The 15,471-nt window shown below is 65.1% G+C and carries 20 protein-coding genes and 1 tRNA gene; 9 read left to right on the plus strand and 12 right to left on the minus strand.

Annotated features, from left to right (window positions below; all coding sequences use genetic code 11):
- Window positions 1-20: 20 nt before the first annotated feature.
- Together WJT74_RS11705 and WJT74_RS11710 are read right to left on the minus strand one after the other, a co-directional pair.
- Window positions 21-527, minus strand: coding sequence for a DUF2721 domain-containing protein (locus tag WJT74_RS11705; protein ID WP_343345113.1), 507 nt, complete (start codon window positions 525-527; stop codon window positions 21-23).
- Between the two features lie 25 nt (window positions 528-552).
- A tRNA-Ser gene (locus WJT74_RS11710) sits at window positions 553-643 on the minus strand.
- A gap of 71 nt (window positions 644-714) precedes the next feature.
- Between WJT74_RS11710 and WJT74_RS11715 the strand changes: the two genes are divergently transcribed.
- Genes WJT74_RS11715 through WJT74_RS11725 form a run of 3 tightly spaced genes read left to right on the plus strand, consistent with a single transcriptional unit; the run spans window position 715 to window position 2,322 of the window.
- A complete protein-coding gene (locus WJT74_RS11715; RefSeq protein ID WP_343345116.1) occupies window positions 715-1,116 on the plus strand; it encodes a metallopeptidase family protein in 402 nt (133 codons plus the stop codon).
- Window positions 1,117-1,126: 10 nt separating this feature from the next.
- The gene (ccmA, locus tag WJT74_RS11720) at window positions 1,127-1,696 is read left to right on the plus strand and encodes a heme ABC exporter ATP-binding protein CcmA (protein ID WP_343345118.1); all 570 of its coding nucleotides are present in this window, start codon (window positions 1,127-1,129) and stop codon (window positions 1,694-1,696) included.
- On the plus strand, window positions 1,693-2,322 hold the full coding sequence (locus tag WJT74_RS11725; RefSeq protein ID WP_343345120.1) for a heme exporter protein CcmB: 630 nt from the start codon (window positions 1,693-1,695) through the stop codon (window positions 2,320-2,322). Before ccmA ends, WJT74_RS11725 begins: the two co-directional genes overlap by 4 nt.
- Here WJT74_RS11725 and WJT74_RS11730 read toward each other — a convergent pair.
- Genes WJT74_RS11730 through WJT74_RS11755 form a run of 6 tightly spaced genes read right to left on the minus strand, consistent with a single transcriptional unit; the run spans window position 2,319 to window position 6,252 of the window.
- Complete coding sequence (locus tag WJT74_RS11730; protein ID WP_343345122.1) at window positions 2,319-3,185, minus strand: class I SAM-dependent methyltransferase; 867 nt, start codon at window positions 3,183-3,185, stop codon at window positions 2,319-2,321. The two genes, WJT74_RS11725 and WJT74_RS11730, sit on opposite strands and share 4 nt — an antisense overlap.
- A 3-nt stretch (window positions 3,186-3,188) precedes the next feature.
- Window positions 3,189-3,773, minus strand: a complete 585-nt coding sequence (locus WJT74_RS11735; RefSeq protein ID WP_343345123.1) for an SURF1 family cytochrome oxidase biogenesis protein — start codon at window positions 3,771-3,773, stop codon at window positions 3,189-3,191.
- 1 nt (window position 3,774) lies between these two features.
- The gene (locus WJT74_RS11740; RefSeq protein WP_343345125.1) at window positions 3,775-4,605 is read right to left on the minus strand and encodes a cytochrome c oxidase subunit 3; all 831 of its coding nucleotides are present in this window, start codon (window positions 4,603-4,605) and stop codon (window positions 3,775-3,777) included.
- 50 nt (window positions 4,606-4,655) lie between these two features.
- Window positions 4,656-5,186 carry a cytochrome c oxidase assembly protein gene (locus WJT74_RS11745; RefSeq protein WP_343345128.1) on the minus strand — a complete coding sequence of 177 codons (531 nt, stop codon included), beginning with the start codon at window positions 5,184-5,186 and terminating at the stop codon, window positions 4,656-4,658.
- Window positions 5,186-5,329, minus strand: a complete 144-nt coding sequence (locus WJT74_RS11750) for a hypothetical protein (protein ID WP_343345131.1) — start codon at window positions 5,327-5,329, stop codon at window positions 5,186-5,188. The genes WJT74_RS11745 and WJT74_RS11750 overlap by 1 nt, the downstream gene beginning before the upstream one ends.
- The gene (locus WJT74_RS11755) at window positions 5,326-6,252 is read right to left on the minus strand and encodes a heme o synthase (protein WP_343345134.1); all 927 of its coding nucleotides are present in this window, start codon (window positions 6,250-6,252) and stop codon (window positions 5,326-5,328) included. The genes WJT74_RS11750 and WJT74_RS11755 overlap by 4 nt, the downstream gene beginning before the upstream one ends.
- A 90-nt stretch (window positions 6,253-6,342) precedes the next feature.
- Here WJT74_RS11755 and WJT74_RS11760 point away from each other — a divergent pair, with 90 nt between their 5' ends.
- Window positions 6,343-6,957: a peptidylprolyl isomerase gene (locus tag WJT74_RS11760; protein WP_343345136.1), complete on the plus strand. Its 615-nt coding sequence runs from the start codon at window positions 6,343-6,345 to the stop codon at window positions 6,955-6,957.
- Between the two features lie 24 nt (window positions 6,958-6,981).
- On the opposite strand, the gene WJT74_RS11765 is transcribed toward WJT74_RS11760, so the two are convergent.
- The 4 genes from WJT74_RS11765 to coxB all read right to left on the minus strand — a co-directional run bounded on the left by WJT74_RS11765 (window position 6,982) and on the right by coxB (window position 11,551).
- The gene (locus WJT74_RS11765) at window positions 6,982-7,539 is read right to left on the minus strand and encodes a hypothetical protein (RefSeq protein ID WP_343345138.1); all 558 of its coding nucleotides are present in this window, start codon (window positions 7,537-7,539) and stop codon (window positions 6,982-6,984) included.
- Window positions 7,540-7,617: 78 nt separating this feature from the next.
- The gene (locus WJT74_RS11770) at window positions 7,618-8,670 is read right to left on the minus strand and encodes a winged helix-turn-helix domain-containing protein (RefSeq protein ID WP_343345140.1); all 1,053 of its coding nucleotides are present in this window, start codon (window positions 8,668-8,670) and stop codon (window positions 7,618-7,620) included.
- 110 nt (window positions 8,671-8,780) lie between these two features.
- The gene (gene ctaD, locus WJT74_RS11775; RefSeq protein ID WP_343345143.1) at window positions 8,781-10,463 is read right to left on the minus strand and encodes a cytochrome c oxidase subunit I; all 1,683 of its coding nucleotides are present in this window, start codon (window positions 10,461-10,463) and stop codon (window positions 8,781-8,783) included.
- 14 nt (window positions 10,464-10,477) lie between these two features.
- Entirely contained in the window at window positions 10,478-11,551 is a 1,074-nt protein-coding gene (coxB, locus tag WJT74_RS11780) for a cytochrome c oxidase subunit II (protein WP_343345145.1), read from the minus strand.
- A 178-nt stretch (window positions 11,552-11,729) separates the two neighbouring features.
- On the opposite strand from coxB, the gene pyrE reads away from it, so the two are divergent.
- From pyrE to lepB, 5 genes are read left to right on the plus strand one after another with little or no spacing between them, the layout of a single operon-like run.
- Window positions 11,730-12,305, plus strand: a complete 576-nt coding sequence (gene pyrE, locus WJT74_RS11785; RefSeq protein ID WP_343345147.1) for an orotate phosphoribosyltransferase — start codon at window positions 11,730-11,732, stop codon at window positions 12,303-12,305.
- Window positions 12,302-13,336: a serine hydrolase domain-containing protein gene (locus WJT74_RS11790; protein ID WP_343345149.1), complete on the plus strand. Its 1,035-nt coding sequence runs from the start codon at window positions 12,302-12,304 to the stop codon at window positions 13,334-13,336. The genes pyrE and WJT74_RS11790 overlap by 4 nt, the downstream gene beginning before the upstream one ends.
- Window positions 13,336-14,085: a pyridoxine 5'-phosphate synthase gene (locus tag WJT74_RS11795; protein ID WP_343345151.1), complete on the plus strand. Its 750-nt coding sequence runs from the start codon at window positions 13,336-13,338 to the stop codon at window positions 14,083-14,085. Before WJT74_RS11790 ends, WJT74_RS11795 begins: the two co-directional genes overlap by 1 nt.
- Window positions 14,082-14,489: a holo-ACP synthase gene (acpS, locus tag WJT74_RS11800; RefSeq protein ID WP_343345153.1), complete on the plus strand. Its 408-nt coding sequence runs from the start codon at window positions 14,082-14,084 to the stop codon at window positions 14,487-14,489. Before WJT74_RS11795 ends, acpS begins: the two co-directional genes overlap by 4 nt.
- Window positions 14,490-15,470 carry a signal peptidase I gene (gene lepB, locus WJT74_RS11805; protein WP_343345155.1) on the plus strand — a complete coding sequence of 327 codons (981 nt, stop codon included), beginning with the start codon at window positions 14,490-14,492 and terminating at the stop codon, window positions 15,468-15,470.
- Window position 15,471: the final 1 nt, after the last annotated feature.

Genomic DNA, 15,471 nt, shown 5'->3' on the forward strand with positions numbered 1-15,471 from the left:
GTGCGGGAAAAGCGGTCCGCTCAGGCCGCGCCATCTTCTTCGCGTGCGATCCGCCGCGACAGGCTGCGCGTGGTTTCCAGATCGCGGGTCGCCAGCGAGGTTTCACGAAGGAAGAAGGTCAGGCCGGCAAAGATCAGCACCATCGCCACGATCCAGCTGAAGGCGACCAGCGATCCCAACGGCGTGCGCACGAAGGAGCTGACGAACAGCAACGCGACGACCAGGCAGATCATGAGCGCCGCGGCGGTCGACAGGTTGACCGCATGATGGGCGTATCGCTGGCGCCGACGCAGGACGGGCAGTTCGTCCTGACGGGCGGCGTCGATACCTTCCTCGCCGGCCGCTTCGAGCTGATTGATCTTTTCCACCAGCCAGGTCAGCCGCAGGTTCATGACGTTCAGAAACGCCCCGATCCCCGCCAGCAGAAACACCGGCGCCAGGCTCAGCTGCAGGATCGCCTGCACGCGCGGCGTCGAGGCGGTCCGTTCAATGAGTTCGCCGAAGGCGGTCGCGATGAGAAGGTCCACGCCGGGGATCCTTTGCAACGAAAAATGGCGGAGCGGGTGGGATTCGAACCCACGATACGGGGTTTCCGTATACACACTTTCCAGGCGTGCGCCTTCGACCACTCGGCCACCGCTCCGCACGAAGGCGCGGGCGTAGCGGGATGCCGCCCTTGGCGCAAGCCGAAGGCTCGCTTAGAGGGCATGGTGAATGACACGGACGATCGGCATCGCGCCCACGGCGGCGGAAATGGAGGAGATCGCGCGGACCGCGCTCGCGCGGCTTCCCGACGATTTCACGCGGCATCTCGGCGATATCGTCTTTCTGGTCGAGGATTTCGCCGATGCCGAGACGCTCCGGATGATGGGGATGGATGAGCCCTACGAGCTGACGGGGCTATACGAAGGTCTCCCGCTGACCGAGCGGAGTGTCGAGCATTCGGGCACGATGCCCGACAAGATCCGGCTGTTTCGCCTGCCGATCCTGCTCGAATGGTGCGAACGGGGCGACGAGACGCTCGAGCATCTCATCCATCATGTTTTGGTGCACGAGATCGGCCACCATTTCGGTCTTTCCGACGACGATATGCACGCGCTCGAGGATATGGCGTGAGGGTCGCTTTGTGATCCCGCATCTGCGGTTCGATGACGTTGCCTGCGACCGGGGGGGACGGCGGCTGTTCGAGGGCATCGGTTTCGAACTGCAGCCGGGCGAGGCGATGCGGCTGACGGGGCCGAACGGAGCGGGAAAGTCGTCGATGCTGCTGGTCGCGGCCGGACTGCTCGTGCCGAGCGAAGGCACGGTGGTAAGCCGCGAACTGGCGCTGGCGGACGACCGGTTGGCCCTCGACCGGAGCCTGCCGCTGGGCAGGGCCCTGTCGTTCTGGGCACGGCTGGATGGACGGGAAGAAGCACTGAACGAGGCGATGGAAGATCTCGGGCTGGCCCCGCTTTCGGACGTTCCGGTCGCGTTTCTCTCGACGGGTCAGAAGCGACGGGCGGGGCTCGCGCGGCTGGTCGCGAGCGGTGCATCGCTCTGGCTGCTCGACGAGCCCGCTGACGGACTCGATTTCGAAACGCGGGGCCGGCTCGACACGCTCATCACGAGACATCGCGCACGCGGCGGCGCGGTCCTGGCAGCCTCGCACCAGTCGCTGGACGGAGAATGGCGCTCGATGGAGTTGGGGCGGTGACCGGCGCGCTGATAACCCGCGATCTGCGCCGCGCGGTCAGCGGCGCGCTGTGGCTGCCTGTCATCTTTTTCCTCATCGTCGCCAGCCTCGTACCTTTTGCGGTGGGGCCCGATGCGCCGTCGCTCGAACGGATCGGCCCCGGCATGATCCTGGTCGCCGCACTTCTCGCGGCGTTGTTGCCGATCGACCGACTGATCGCTCCCGATCTTGCCGACGGCACGATCGATCAATTGCGCCTTCGCGGTCTGACGCCCGAATGGATCGCGCTGTCGAAGATGGTCGCGCACTGGCTGTCCTTTGCGCCCCCGATGTTACTCGCGCTGCTACCTGCGGCGGCCTTGCTGGGGCTCTCGGACGGGTTGGACCGAACGGCTCTCGCGTTGCTTCTGACCAGTCCGGGGCTCGCTGGCCTTGCGCTCGCGGCGGCGGGGCTGACGGCGGGGCTGGAGAGGGCAGGGGCGCTCGCGGGGCTGCTCGTGCTGCCGATCGCCGTACCGCTTCTCATTTTCGGAGTCGGGGCGGCGAATGGCGAGGCGGGCGCCTTCCCGCTGCTCGCGGCGGTGACGATGCTGATCTCTGCCGGCGCACCGTTCGTGACGGGCGCAGCGCTTCGCCAGCGCGGCTAGTCGTTTACGTACCGTGCGAAAATCGCGGTCGGCAGCACCAGGTCGCGAGCTTCCTCCCGCACCCCCATCTCCCCCACCTCGACCCGCCCCGGCAGATGCGCGGTCGCCTGGCGCAGCAATTCGCCGATCGATAGCGCGCTTATCCGCACCGCGTAGACGGTGAGGATGCAGAAGCGACTCTTCTTGTCGAGCAGCGCGGCGCAATCCGCGACCAGCGGGGCGAGCCCCGTTTCGATCTCCCACCGCTCGCCCTTGGGGCCCCGGCCGAACTTGGGCGGGTCGAGCATGATGCCGTCGTAGCGCCGTTCGCGCCGAACCTCGCGCGCGGCGAACTTGCCCGCGTCCTCGACAAGCCAGCGGATCGGGCGGTCGGCCATGCCGGACAGCGTGGCATTCTCGCGCGCGCCCTCGACCGACTTCTTGCTGGCATCCACATGGACCAGTTCGGCGCCCGTCTCGCTCATCTGCAGCGTGCCGACTCCCGTATAGCCGAACAGGTTCATCGCCGTGCTTCCCGGGCCCAGTCGTTCGCGCGCAAAATCCCATTGCGGTGCCATGTCGGGGAAGAAAGCCAGATGCCGAAAAGGCGTCAGCTGGGCGTGGAAGCGGGTCGGACCGCGCGTCAGCTCCCAATGGTCGGGGACCTCGCGATAGTGCTGCCATTGCCCCTTGCCGTCGGCATCGCTGGCAGGGACGAACTCGGCATGCGCGTCCCAGTCCTTCGATCCGGGCGACCACATCGCCTGCGGTTCGGGGCGGACGGTCCGGACGGGGCCGAAGCGTTCGAACTTCCGCCCATCGCCGGAGTCGATGAGCGCATAGTCGTCCCAGGGTTCGGTCACGAGAGTGAGGAGATCGCTCACGATCTAGGCGTCGCGATCCTCGCGCCGGGCCTTGCGCGCGGCGAGCAGGAAGATGATCGCGGCGATGGCGGCGAAGGCGAACCACTGGAAGGCGTAGCTGCGCGAATTGTTGCGGATCGCGTCGGGCGAGGGTGGGGCGCTCGCTTCCAGTCCCGCGAGCCCTTCGTCCGCGACCAGACGGAATCCGTATTTCTCGTCGGGGCCGATCGTCCCTGAAACCTGTCCGCCTTCCCAGTCGGTCCCTGCGACGGGCTCAGTGCTCCAGCCGATTTCGACGGCGGCGCCCGGCCCTTCCGCGCTGGTCCGGCAATCGGCGACGTGGGCATAGCCGCTGCGGCCCGCGCGGTTCGCACCGGCCTGATGCCGCCATCCCGTCACTTCGAGGCAGTTGAGTTGCGAACGGCGGAACAGCGGCGGTTCGTCGGGGACGATGGTGGGATAGGTGACGGCGGGACGTCCGGCCGCGGCTTCGTAGGACGCGATGCGCGCATCCTTTTCCGCCGCGCGGTCGAGCTGCCAGATGCCGAGCCCGATCATCGTCGCAACGGCAATGGCCGTCACGATTCCGCCGATGACGAGCTTGTTCATTCTAGTGGTAGGTGGCGCCCCAACCGCCCCATACGTAGATGGTCGCGAAGAGGAACAGCCACACGACGTCGACGAAGTGCCAGTACCAGGCAGCGGCTTCGAAGCCGAAATGCTGCTTGGGTGTGAAGTCGCCCTTCACCGCGCGCAGATAGCAGACGATCAGGAAGATCGTGCCGACCAGGACGTGGAAGCCGTGAAAACCGGTCGCCATGTAGAAGGTCGACCCGTAGATGTTCCCGCCGTCTTCGGTCGAGAAATTGAAGGGTGCATGGATATATTCGTAGACCTGTACGGCGCTGAACAGCGCGCCGAGCGCGATCGTTAGGAGGAGGCCGTTCTTGAAGCTCTTGCGATCACCATGGATCAGCGCGTGATGCGCCCAGGTCACCGTCGTTCCCGAGCACAGCAGGATGAGCGTGTTGAGAAGCGGGTAACCGAACGGATCGATCAGCTCCATGTTGTTGGGCGGCCAGACGCCCCCGACCGAATCGACTGCGGGCGGGAACAGGGAGGCGTTGAAATAGGCCCAGAACCACGCGACGAAGAACATCACTTCGGACGCGATGAACAGGATCATGCCGTAGCGATGGTGCAGCTGCACCACTGGCGTGTGATCGCCAGAATTGGCTTCCTTGGTGACATCCGACCACCAGCTGAAGAAGGTGAACAGCACGCCGACGAAGCCCGCGCCGAAGATGAGGGAGCCGAACTGGCTCATGTCGTTCATCCACATCACCGCACCGCCAAGCATGGTCATCGCGCTGAACGATCCGATCAGCGGCCAGATGCTGGGCGGAAGGATGTGATAGTCGTGATTGACTTGGCCGGCCATGAATTGTCCTCGTCAGAGATGCGTTTGCGGATCGCTTAGCGGCTGCCCGCTCAACTTTCCACCGGGAAAAAGGTGTAAGAAAGGGTGATCTCGTCGATGTGACTGGTGTCGGGATCGGTGAGGATCGCGGGATCGACGAAGAAGATAACCGGCATCTCGACCTTCTCGCCCGGTTTGAGCTCCTGTTCGGTGAAGCAGAAACATTCGATCTTCGAGAAATACTGCCCTGCCTGGACCGGTGACACGTTGAAGGTCGCGGTGCCCTTCGTGGCGCGTGCGACGAGATTGGTGGCTTCGTAATTCACGATGGTGCGTTCGCCCGGCGCGATGCGGACGGTTTCGGCGGGTTCGAACTTCCACGGCAGATTGCCGTTGATATTGCCATCGAAGCGCACACCGATCTCGCCCGCTACCGCGCCCGGCGCGATCGCGGCTTTCTGGGTCGTGCCGCCGAAGCCCGTCACCTGGCAAAAAATGCGGTAGGCGGGCACCGCCGCGAAGGCGACACCGAGCATCAGCAGCGCGAACAGCGCGGCGCGCAGTGCGACCTTGCCGTTGTTGGGGGTGGCCGTCGCGCTCATCAGGCGAGACCCATCTTCGCGATCGTGATCCCGAAGACGAGCATGACGAACCCGAGCAGCAGCAACGCCGTGATGCGCGAGCGCTGGCGCTGGATGCGCCGAACTTCCTCGTCGCTGTAGTCGGGGCGGGGGGCTTGGGTCATGCGAAGGCGATCCGGTCGATGGTGAGAATGGCGAAGATCAGGAAAAGGTAGAGGATCGAATATTTGAACAGAGTCTTCTCCGGCCCCATCGCTTCGGGGGTGTCGGCGCGGTTCCGCGCGACTTGCACGGTAAACCAGAAGAAGAGCGCGGTCAGCGCGATGCTGGCGATCCCGTAAATCGGGCCGGTCAGTCCCAGGGGCCAGGGGGCGATCGCCGCGACCGCCATCGGGAAGGTGTAAAGAAGGATCTGGCGCCGCGTTTCCGCCATGCCGCGAACGACCGGAAGCATCGGGATGCCCGCCGCAGCATAGTCGGTCCGAACGAACAGGCTGAGCGCCCAGAAATGCGGCGGAGTCCACAGAAAGATGATCGCGAACATCAGCGCCGGTAGCAGCGTCACATCGCCCGTCACTGCCGCCCAGCCGATGACCGGCGGAAACGCACCCGCCGCGCCGCCGATGACGATGTTCTGGACCGTCCGGGGCTTGAGCCACATCGTATAGACGACGGCATAGAAGAAGATCGAAAAGGCAAGGATCGCAGCGGCCAGAAGGTTGGTCGCGAGGCCCATCACCATCACCGAGAAGAGCGACAGTCCCATGCCGAGGTGCAGCGCAGAGGAGCGGTCGACGCGGCCCGAAGGCAGCGGCCGTCCGGCGGTACGCTTCATTTTGGCGTCGATGTCGGCTTCGTACCACATGTTGAGCGCACCGCTCGCGCCCGCGGCGACCGCGATGCATAGGACTGCGGTAAAGCCGAGCACGGGATGGATCGGCGCGCGCGCCGCGAGCAGTCCACACAGCGCGGTGAAGACCACCAGGCTCATCACCCGCGGTTTGGTCAGCGCGAACAGATCGCTGGCGCTCGCAGGAAGGCGCGGCGAGGCGGCGACAGGCGGAGGGGATTCGGCGGCATGATCCATGATCGTGGTCGCCTATAAGATGCTGAACGGGCAAAGCAAAGCGGGACGAAAGCCTTTGTCGACGGGAGCCCGGCGCGCTAGGCTTCGCTTATGACCCACCTTATTCTTGCCGCCGCCCTCGCGCTCACCTTGCAGGACGCCGCGCCTGCCGCCCCGATGCAGGTCGCGGCACCAGATGCCGAGGCGGCGGCCACCGAAACGGTGCGCGTTCGGATGACGACGGCTGCGGGCGACATCGTTCTCGATCTCGACACCGGTGCCGCCCCGATCACCGCGAATGCCTTTCTGGACTATCTCGACGCGGGAAACTTGGAGAGTGCGACCTTCTACCGCGCGATGCCCTACGGCGAAGCGGGGATCGCCCAGTTCGGCGTCCGTCGCACCGATCGGCTGCTCCACCCGATCGCACACGAATCGACCGCCGACACCGGCCTTGCGCACGAACGCGGCACCATCTCGCTGATCGCGCCCGAACCGGGACAGGGTCAGGGTAACTGGTTCATCGCGCTGACCGATATTCCGGGGTTTGACGCGTCGGACAGCTTCCACGGCTTCAGCCCCTTCGGGCGGGTCGTCGAAGGTATGGACGTGGTCGAAGCGATCTTCGCCGCGCCGACCGATCCTGACGCCGGAGAGGGCGTGATGAAGGGCCAGATGCTGGTCGACCCGGTCGCGATCGAGAGCGCGACACGGGTCGAACCTTAAGCGGCAATTTTTCTGGCCCGCCGGTTACGCTCTGGCGGCGCGGGAGAATTGTATGGCCGCCAAGAGGAAGATCGTCACGAACATGGCGTGGATCACGATGACGAATGGGGCCGGATTGCCCATTCCAGCGGCGAAGGCCGCCACGCCCATTCCGATGTAGAACGTCGCCGCGATACGGCAGACGGCTGCCATGCCCGATGGCTTGGCCCTGACGAGCGTGGCTCCCAAGGCGAGAAGCGGGACGATCAGAAAATAGCCGATGTTGAACGGATTGTCCTCGTTGCCGACGATGCCGACCGCAAGGTTCGACCATAGAGTGAAGAGCGCCCCGAAGGTCATCAGGCCTGCCCCGATGCGATATGACCAGTCGCGGCTGAGCCGGACGAGAGCCTCGACCACCAGTCCCGCGCCGCCCAGCAGGATGGCGGCAGCGATGAAGTCCCCGCCGTTCCAGTCGACCCCCTCGGCTCCCGCCGCCATGGCGATGGCGGGCAGGGCGATAAGGAAACCGACAAGCCCCCATCCCGCGAGGCGAAGTCTGGAAAGCAGGCGATCGTCCTTGTCGATCATGACGTCGTTCATTTGGTCACTCCTTGAAACGATGAAGAGTGATCGGTCATCGTTCTTTCGCCGGGAAAAGGCATGAGCGCCCGGTGAGGATCAGGTGAGCGCCCGCTGATTTCCGCGATTTGCCAAAAGAACACCTGCGACGAGAAAGCAGCCGAGCAGCAGTCCCTCGGTGGCCGCGGTGGCTGCCTGGACGGCTGGACTGAACCGCTCGGCCAGACCGCCCAGCCAACCGCCGTCGATCGCGGGTCCATGGAACTTGCGGGCGAGACCCAGCAGACTGGCGGCAAGTAGCTTGCCCCCGCCAAGGCTGATCAGCCCGCCCGCCGCTGCGCCGCCCAAACCGCCCCCGATGACGGGGCGGGGCCACCGCCCACTCACACCCCCGCAAAGTCGTGCGCCGATGGCGATCCCCGCGCCGAGGATCGCGCCCTCGAGACCGCCGGTAAAATCGTCGTGGGGCTGCCCGAGCAGGAAGGAGAAGCTGCCACTGGCGAGCAGGTGGAAAAGGTCGCCGACCAGAAAGCCGCCGATCGCCGCACCGACGGCGACGAAGGCGAAATCGCGCTGCACGATCCGGCTGGCGGCCGCCATTCCCAGCATCAGGCCGAGTGATCCGAGCGCCGCCAGGCCAACGCCGATGACCGTCATGACCACGAAGATGATCAACGCGGCATCGTTTCCCGCGCCCGCGAGCAGGCCGTAGATCGCGCCGCCCAGGAGCCCCGCCGCCGCGCCGCCAAGCGTTCCGCCGACGATCGTGCGCACCATCGACGCATGGGCTTCCGCAGACGCGGTGCGAGGCATCGGTGAGTTCCCGGTGGGCGCCGCGGATTCGACGGGCGCGATGAAGCGATAGCCGCGCTTGGGGACGGTCTCAATGTAGGTCGGTGCCGCTGCCTCGTCGCCCAGCGATTTGCGCAGTTCCTTGATCGCCTGGGTGAGCGCTTCGTCGCCGACCGTGACACCGGGCCAGGCGGCGTCGAACAACGTGTCCTTGGAGAGAAGTTCGCCGGGATGTCGGACGAAGGCGGCGAGAAGGTCGAAGGTCTTGGGTGCCAGCGCCACCGCTTCGCCATCGCGTGTCAGTCGAGCCTCTCGCTCGTCGAACTCGAAAGGGCCAAAGCGATGGATGGCGGCGTTCATGGCCAAGGGCTAGCAGTCGGGTTGCGCGAGGTCATCCGGCGATTGAAACAAACAAAGGCCGCCCGGTCTCTCGGACGGCCTTTTGAGTTTCCGTGTCGAGAACACCCGGTCTAGTCGACCTTGGGCAGCGTCTCGAACTGATGGTACGGCGGCGGGCTCGACAGGCTCCATTCGAGCGTCGTCGCGCCTTCGCCCCATTCGTTGTCGGGAGCCTTCTTGCCCGCGGCGAGGCTCCAGAAGACGTTGACGAAGAACACCACCATCGACCCCGCCATGATGAGATAGCCATACGAGCTGATCTCGTTCCAGTAGGCGAACGCCTCCGGATAGTCGGGGTAGCGACGCGGCATGCCGTCGAGACCCAGGAAATGCTGCGGGAAGAAGATCACGTTCACGCCGATGAACATGGCGAAGAAGTGAACCTTGCCCAAGAACTCGTTGTACCGCTTCCCGGACATCTTCCCGAACCAATAATAGAAGCCCGCAAACAGCGCGAACACCGCGCCGAGGCTCAACACGTAGTGGAAGTGCGCGACCACATAGTAGGTGTCGTGCATGTAGTTATCGACACCCCCGTTGGCGAGCACGACGCCGGTGACGCCGCCCACGGTGAACAGGAAGATGAAGCCGATCGCCCAGAGCATTGGGGTCTGGAAGCTGATCGAACCGCCCCACATGGTGGCAATCCAGCTGAAGATCTTCACGCCTGTCGGGACCGCGATGATCATCGTCGCCGCGGTGAAGTACATCTTCATATCGACGCTCATGCCGATCGTGAACATGTGGTGCGCCCAGACGACGAAGCCGACGACGCCGATCGCGACCATGGCGTAGGCCATGCCGAGATAGCCGAAGACGGGCTTGCGGCTGAAGGTGGCGACGATCTGGCTGACGATGCCGAACGCCGGCAGGATCATGATGTACACTTCGGGGTGACCGAAGAACCAGAACAGATGCTGGTACAGGATCGGGTCGCCGCCCGCCTGTGCATCAAAGAAGGCCGTGCCGAAGTTGCGGTCTGTCAGCAGCATGGTGATCGCGCCCGCCAACACCGGCAGCGCCAGCAGCAAGAGGAAGGCGGTCACCAGCACCGACCAGACGAACAGCGGCATTTTGTGCAGGGTCATCCCCGGCGCACGCATGTTGAAGATGGTCGTGATGAAGTTGATCGCGCCCAGGATCGAGGCGGCACCCGCGAGATGCAGCGAGAAGATCGCGAAATCGACCGCGGGTCCGGCGGAGCCCGACGTCGAAAGCGGCGCGTAAACGGTCCACCCCGTGCCCGCGCCCGTGCCCGTTCCTCCCGGAACGAACGCGCTGGCGAGCAACAGGATGAAGGCGGTGACCGTCAGCCAGAAGCTGACATTGTTCATGCGCGGGAACGCCATGTCGGGCGCGCCGATCATGATCGGAACGAACCAGTTCCCGAAACCGCCGATCAGCGCGGGCATGACCATGAAGAAGACCATGATGAGACCGTGCGCGGTGATCAGCACGTTCCAGTGATGGAGCGCCTCGTCGAAGCTCGCCTCCGCACCCGCACCGAAGGGCCAGGCACCCGTCAGAATCTGAATGCCCGGTTCGGCAAGCTCGGCGCGCATGATGCCCGAAATCGCACCCCCGATGATCCCCGCGCAGATCGCGAAGATCAGGTAGAGCGTGCCGATATCCTTGTGGTTGGTCGACATGAACCAGCGGGCGAAGAAACCCGGCTTGTGATCGGCGTCATGCGCATGCGCGTCCGAATGCTCGCGGGGAGCATCGAAGTTCAGCGTGTCGGCAGTAGTGGCCATTGTTCAGATCTTCCTTAGGCGATCGGCTGCGCGGCGGGCGCTTCGTTGGGTTCGGCTTCGGGCGGCGTGCCCTCGAGATCGGCATCGTCGCCTGCCTCGGCTTCGGCAGCGTCGGCTTCGGCCTGCGCGGCGGCGGCTTCGGCGGCCTCGCGGCGCGCGATCTCGTCGGGCATCGCGCCACCCTTGCTGGCGACGTAGCGGCGGAATTCAGCGGGAGTCACGACCTCGATCGCGATCGGCATGTAGGCATGACGCGCCCCGCAAAGCTCGCTGCACTGTCCGAAATAGAGACCCGGCTCGTCGACCTTGACCCAGGTTTCGTTGAGGCGACCGGGGACGGTGTCCATCTTGAGCCAGAAGGCCGGCATCGCGAACGAATGGATGACGTCGTTCGCCGTCAGCAGGAACTTGACCGTCTGTCCCGCCGGAATGACGAGCCGCTCGTCGACCGCCAGCAGCGCCGGACCATCGGCGTCGGTGCGGAACCGCTGACCCTCGGTCAATGCGGGATCGTCCGCTTCGCGCAGCATGTTGGACACGAAGCTGAAGCCGCCATGGTCGGGGTATTCGTATTCCCAATACCATTGATGGCCCGTCACCTTCACGACGACATCGGCCGGCGGCGGCGAATATTGCGCCCGGATCAGACCGATCGAGGGAAAGGCGATGACCAGCAGAATCAGCGCGGGCAGCACCGTCCAGATCACCTCGATCACCGTATTGTGCGACGTCTTGCTCGGTTCGGGATGGGCGCTGCGGCGGAAACGCACCATGGCGTAGAGCAGCAGGACCAGCACGAAGAGGCTAATCGCCGTGATGAGCGGCATCAGCCAGTTGTTATGGAAGCCGAGCGCACGCTGTCCGACTTCGGTATACTGCTGCTGGATCCCCATCGCGCCGGTCGGGCCGTTGTAGCCCTGCGAAGCATCGATGCCGATCCATTCGGGCAGATCCTCGGCCTCGGCGTCGGCGTCGAGCCCCGGCTGGACGGCGACCTGCTCGCCGATCGGAGTCTCGACCGTCTCCTGCGCGGCGGCAGGGGCGGTGGCGAGGAACAGGGCGGCAAAGGCCAGGAACAGCGTTTTCACGAGATCGATCATCCTGAATGATAAGCGGATTTGGGCGTATGTCATGCACCCGATTGGCCGCCTCTATATCGGCGCGTTCGCCATAGCTCAAGACCGTGTAAAAGGCCGTAGCGCAGCCTCGCTTTACCTGTTCGCGTGCGCCATTTAGAGACGCAGCGACGAGGAGACGGCAGGCGACATGACGCAGGACGAGATTTTGGCCGAATTCCGTAGCGCCAATGCGCTGCTGGAAGGACATTTCATTCTTTCCTCCGGACGCCGCAGCGCCGCCTATCTGCAATGCGCGCGGGTGCTGATGAACGCGGAGCGCGCCGCACGCTTGGCCGAGGCGCTGGCAGAAAAGATTCCCGAAAAGCTGCGTCAGCGCATCGACACGGTCGTTTCTCCCGCCATGGGCGGAGTCGTCATCGGCCATGAAATGGGCCGGGCCCTCGGCAGGGACGCGATGTTTCTCGAGCGGCCGGAGGGGGAATTTCATCTGCGCCGCGGGTTCGCGCTCGAACCGGGCGCCAATGTCTTGATGGTCGAGGATGTGGTGACGACGGGCCTGTCGAGCCGCGAGGCGATTGCGGCCGTGGACCGCGAAGGCGGCAAGGTCCTAGCCGAAGTCGCGCTGGTCGATCGCGGCGGCGGCGGCGAGCTGGGAGTCCCCTTCTTCGGGCTGATCGACCTCGACATTCCCACGTACGATCCCGACGACCTGCCGCCCGATCTGGCCGCGATCGAGCCCGTCAAGCCGGGCAGCCGCGCGTGAAGAAATTTCTTCTCGTTCCCATGGCGCTGGCGCTGACAGCCTGTCCGCCGCCCGAGGGACATGTCTATTCTGCCTCGTCACCTGAGGCTTCAGAACGCGCTCGCGCCGATTTGCAGCCGGTTCTGGACCGGCATGGTTTCGATGGGGACCTTCGCGTTTCCGGCGGCCGGCTCGACGGCGCGCGGGTAGGAAGGATGCGTGTCTGGCCTTGGGCGAGCGTCACCAAGCAGATCGTTGCCGTCATGGTGATGCAGGAGGTCGAGGCGGGGCGTCTCGACCTCGACACGCCCGTGTCCGACTATGTCGACTGGCCGGAATCGAGTGAGGATTTCGTGCCCCCCACCTTGCGGCAGTTGCTGAAGCACCAGTCGGGGCTCTTGGACCAAGAACCACGCTTCGGACAGCCGGATGCCGTTCCCCCCGAGGACTATGAGTGTTCGCGGCAAATCGACGCGGCGGGCGGCGCCTTCGTTTACAACAATTGCGACACGATCATCGCCGCGTCCGTTCTCGAGGCATTGACGCGCCACTCGATCGGCGAACTGTTCCACGAGCGGATCGCCGCGCCGCTCGGGCTGGCCTCGTCGGGCTTCGCAACCGCAGAGACCCCGCTCGCGGACAGCCGCGACGGGTCGCTGACGCCCCATGACGTTTCGCTCTATGGCGCGGCCGGCGGGCTGGCGGGGACGCCCGAGGGGCTGGTCGTCGTGTCGCGGGCGCTGCTCGACGGACGCTTGCTCGGCGAGGCCGCGCGGGCCGAGATGTGGCGGGGCGATCCGGAGCTGGGTTATACGGCGCTCGGCCAATGGGACGTGACGCTCCCGCTGGACGGTTGCGACGCCCCCGTCCGCATTATCGAACGGCGCGGCGCCGTCCCCGGCTATCAGGCACGCAACTTTATCCTCCCCGACCTCGGCATCGTCGTCGTCGCCTTCATCGGGCGTAGCGAGGAGAACTATTCTTTTGGAGAGCCGTGGTCGGGTGAGGGTCTCAGCTACGATCTGCTCTCCGCTGCGGCGTGCGGCGACTGATGGCCGAGCTTCGTTCGCTCCGCCTCGGGGTCAACATCGACCATGTCGCGACCGTCCGGAATGCGCGGGGCGGCGATCATCCCGACCCCGTTCGTGCGGCCGAAATCGTCGCGGTTTGCGGCGGCGACGGCATTACCGCTCATCTCCGCGAGGATCGGCGTCATATCCGCGACGAGGATCTGCGACGCATCCAGGATGCGACGGACCTTCCGCTCAATCTCGAAATGGCGGCGACCGACGAAATGCTCGCCATCGCGCTCCGCCATCGGCCGCATGCCGCCTGCATCGTTCCCGAGAAGCGCGAGGAGCGGACCACGGAAGGCGGGCTCGATGCCGCGGGACAGCATAATCACCTCGCCCGCTACGTCGGCGCGCTCAACGATGCCGGGATCCGCGTCAGCCTGTTCATCGAGGCGAGCGAGCGGCAACTGGACGCCGCGCATCGTCTCGGCGCTCCGGTGGTCGAATTCCATACCGGCGAGTATGCGCACGCGGGTCTCGACGGCGACCCCGAACGCGTGGAGCGCGAACTGCGACGTATCGCCGACATGGCCGCACTCGCGGCGAAGAACGGGATCGAACCTCACGCGGGGCACGGCCTCACCTACGAGAACGTCCAGCCGATCGCGGCCATTCCGCAGCTCGCGGAACTCAACATCGGACATTACCTTATCGGCGAGGCGATCTTCACGGGGCTGGAAAGCGCCGTTCTGCGGATGCGCGAGCTCATGGACGCGGCGCGCGGATGATCGTCGGTCTCGGTAGCGACTTGTGCAGTATCGAGCGGATACAGGCATCGCTCGATCGCTTCGGCGAACGGTTCGAGCATCGCGTCTTTACCGATACGGAACGTGCGAAGGCACGTCGCCGACCCTATACGATCGCCGGCACCTACGCGAAGCGGTTCGCGGCGAAGGAGGCGTTCTCGAAGGCCGTGGGCACCGGATTCAAGCGCGGCGTCTTCATGAAGGACATCGGGGTCGTCAATGCACCTTCCGGCAAACCGACGCTCGCCCTGACGGGCGGTGCGCGGGCACGGCTTGACGCGATGACCCCGGCGGGCCACTCCATGACGGTCCATCTCACGCTGACCGACGACCATCCGTGGGCGCAGGCGTTCGTGATCCTCGAGGCACTGCCGATAGAGGCCTGATTGAGTAGCTCTGCCCCACCCGAAACCTCTGCACCGCTGTCGAACGAGGGTGCCGAGGAAGTCGTCGACGCTCCGCCGCGCCGCAAATGGACCGCGGGCAGGATGGCTGGCGTCGTCTGGGACGAACTGCGCGGGCTCTTCTGGGTGATGCTCGCGGTTCTGGGTTTTCACAGCTTCATCGCCAAGCCCTTCTACATTCCGTCGGAAAGCATGATGCCGATCCTGCTCGAAGGCGACCGGCTGCTCGTGAGCAAATTTCCCTATGGCTATAGCCATGTGTCCCCGACCATCCCCAACCCCGCCGCGCTGACGCGGATGTTGCTGCTGGGCGGTCCGGCGGAACCGTGGAGCATCGTGTTGCCGTCGGTGGGCGGGCGACTGTTCGGACGTTATCCGACGCGCGGTGACATCGTCATCGTGACGCCGCCGACACGTTCGGACGATTACATCAAGCGCGTCATCGGTCTGCCGGGCGACACGATCGCCGTCACCGGCGGTCGCCTGGTCATCAACGGCACGGCGGTGAAGGCCGAACGTCGTCCGCCTGCGCTCATTCCGGTGGATGCCAACATGCCCTGTGGCCTGTTCGACGGCACGCGGATGCGCACGACCGACGGTGCGCTCGTCTGCCAGTTGCCGATCGTCCGCGAGACGCTGCCCAATGGTGTCTCGTTCGATACCGTCGACATGGGCTATCGCCAGTCGAGCGACGAATTCGGTCCGATCACCGTACCCGACGGACACGTATTCCTGATGGGCGACAACCGTGACCGTTCGTCGGACAGCCGGGTCGAGTTGGAATTCGGCGGCCTCGGCGGTGCGGTGCCGGTCGAACGGATTGGCGGGCGCGCGGAATTCATCACGTTCAGCCTCGACGGCACGACACGGCTGAGCCCGGCGACGTGGTTCACGAGCCTTCGCGACGGACGCTCATGGTCCGGACTTCGGGCGCGCCCCACCACGAACGAGGAGCGAGAATAGG

This window comes from Sphingomicrobium sp. XHP0239, assembly GCF_039555325.1.
Lineage (GTDB): Bacteria > Pseudomonadota > Alphaproteobacteria > Sphingomonadales > Sphingomonadaceae > Sphingomicrobium > Sphingomicrobium maritimum.

Coding starts and splice junctions, on each gene's coding strand:
- WJT74_RS11715 (WP_343345116.1), top strand. CDS start 715: ATGACACGGACGATCGGCATCGCGCCCACGGCGGCGGAAATGGAGGAG.
- WJT74_RS11735 (WP_343345123.1), bottom strand. CDS start 3,773: ATGAACAAGCTCGTCATCGGCGGAATCGTGACGGCCATTGCCGTTGCG.
- WJT74_RS11740 (WP_343345125.1), bottom strand. CDS start 4,605: ATGGCCGGCCAAGTCAATCACGACTATCACATCCTTCCGCCCAGCATC.
- WJT74_RS11745 (WP_343345128.1), bottom strand. CDS start 5,186: ATGAGCGCGACGGCCACCCCCAACAACGGCAAGGTCGCACTGCGCGCC.
- WJT74_RS11750 (WP_343345131.1), bottom strand. CDS start 5,329: ATGACCCAAGCCCCCCGCCCCGACTACAGCGACGAGGAAGTTCGGCGC.
- WJT74_RS11755 (WP_343345134.1), bottom strand. CDS start 6,252: ATGGATCATGCCGCCGAATCCCCTCCGCCTGTCGCCGCCTCGCCGCGC.
- WJT74_RS11760 (WP_343345136.1), top strand. CDS start 6,343: ATGACCCACCTTATTCTTGCCGCCGCCCTCGCGCTCACCTTGCAGGAC.
- WJT74_RS11765 (WP_343345138.1), bottom strand. CDS start 7,539: ATGAACGACGTCATGATCGACAAGGACGATCGCCTGCTTTCCAGACTT.
- WJT74_RS11770 (WP_343345140.1), bottom strand. CDS start 8,670: ATGAACGCCGCCATCCATCGCTTTGGCCCTTTCGAGTTCGACGAGCGA.
- ctaD (WP_343345143.1), bottom strand. CDS start 10,463: ATGGCCACTACTGCCGACACGCTGAACTTCGATGCTCCCCGCGAGCAT.
- pyrE (WP_343345147.1), top strand. CDS start 11,730: ATGACGCAGGACGAGATTTTGGCCGAATTCCGTAGCGCCAATGCGCTG.
- WJT74_RS11795 (WP_343345151.1), top strand. CDS start 13,336: ATGGCCGAGCTTCGTTCGCTCCGCCTCGGGGTCAACATCGACCATGTC.
- acpS (WP_343345153.1), top strand. CDS start 14,082: ATGATCGTCGGTCTCGGTAGCGACTTGTGCAGTATCGAGCGGATACAG.